2 protein-coding genes are annotated in these 1,427 nt (G+C 57.6%); both read right to left on the bottom strand.

Annotated features, from left to right (window positions below):
- Positions 1–6: 6 nt before the first annotated feature.
- A complete protein-coding gene (pucL, locus tag AB4043_RS25440; RefSeq protein WP_442300571.1) occupies positions 7–855 on the bottom strand; it encodes a factor-independent urate hydroxylase in 849 nt (282 codons plus the stop codon).
- A 136-nt stretch (positions 856–991) separates the two neighbouring features.
- Positions 992–1,330, bottom strand: coding sequence for a hydroxyisourate hydrolase (gene uraH / locus AB4043_RS25435; RefSeq protein WP_442300572.1), 339 nt, complete (start codon positions 1,328–1,330; stop codon positions 992–994).
- Positions 1,331–1,427 lie beyond the last annotated feature (97 nt).

Here is a 1,427-nt window from a genome sequence, read left to right as displayed (position 1 = left end):
TTCGCACTACATGCGAACAAGCGTCGCCTGTATCGTCCCATGGGGTTCGTCCGTCGGGACGAAGATCTCGTTATTGTTCTTCACGCCGAAGCGGTCGAGGTCAACGAGCAGAGCGTGCTTGTTGGGCATGGTCAGCGTAATCTCACTGATCTCCGGAACCGCTTCCAGCACCGCCTCTCCCATCGCGTACAGGGTTTGCTGTACCGACTTCGATTCGTGGGCGGCGAAGGTGTGCAGCATGGTCTCGCGGGCACGTTCGCGTAGCTGGTTGTAGTGCAGTGGAGTGGCGTGGATGTACTTCCAGGTCGCCGTGCAGGCCGTGGCGAAGATGCGGTCACTGGTCGGCTTCAGCGTGGTGAGCTCATCGACGATGTAATCTTCAAAGCCGGAGTTTGCTGTCTTCATGATGACCAGGTTGCTGAGGCCGGAGGTGACATGGAATCCGCCGGGYTGATGGCGGACGACGTGTGTAGTCTGTTGTTCGTCGCTGCCGCGGATGAAGGCTGTAGGATGCAGGCTGCCATCAACCTTCATGTGCTTCCACAGCGCCGAGTGGACGGTGACTTCAGCGGCAAGAACCTGCGGATTGCGAGAGAGCAGGAAGTCGATCAGCTCCTCGGCGAAGTGTTCCATGGAGGTGGCGTTGGACCGATGTGCCACGTAGTACACGGTGTTCTTCATCGTGTCCGTCGGCAGAATCTTCGAGTTATCGCCTTCAACGTGCGCGCTGACGAAGTCGCCCTGCAGCAGTACCTCTACCGTCCACTCGTCAACGTGGTGATGCTCTTCATGCCGGGTAACCTTCAGAAGGCGGACGCGGGATTTGCCGTAACGGTTTTGAGCGAGCTTAACCATAGGCCTATAAGGTACAGCCTCCCTATCGACTGCGATAGAGCGTTTTCCAGGTGGTCAATCACACTCCGGTCAGCTTTTTGTTTGTCATTTCGTAGCGATCGTGGGAGCGGAGAAATCCGCTTCTCTACCATCATCGCTACGTCCCGCGATAGGTGGTGAAGCCGTTCGCGGCCAGCAGCAGAGGGATGTGATAGTGCTGCTCGCCGGGACGAACTTCAAAGGTGATCTCGATCACCGGATAAAGGGTCTGCTGTCCGCGTGCTGCGAAGTACTCTCCCGTGGCAAAGGTGACGCGGTAGAGACCTGCAGTAAGCTGCGTCTCGGGCGGAAGCAGGGTGCGGACACGGCCATCGTTGTCTGTACATGCATCGGAGACGGCTTTCCATGTGTTGCCGTCAAAACGAAGCAGGCTGACAGCAACATGGATGGCCGGGTGGCCTGCCGAAGTATCGAGGATATGAGTAGAGATAGACATGGTGTTTGCGCTCCTCAATTGCCTGCAAGCCATTTGCGCAGGCGAAGCTGGGTAATCAGGCGCTGCTGCTCGTCGGCCTCGGCGAACTCGGTCTCAT

It is taken from the genome of Terriglobus sp. YAF25, assembly GCF_052113305.1.
Classification (GTDB): Bacteria; Acidobacteriota; Terriglobia; order Terriglobales; family Acidobacteriaceae; genus Terriglobus.
Note: the sequence above shows the minus strand (reverse complement) of the source record. Positions and strands in the feature narration are given on the sequence as shown.

What these genes read in the sequence shown, in the direction of transcription:
- uraH (WP_442300572.1), bottom strand. Translation starts at nt 1,330, where the DNA reads ATGTCTATCTCTACTCATATCCTCGATACTTCGGCAGGCCACCCGGCC.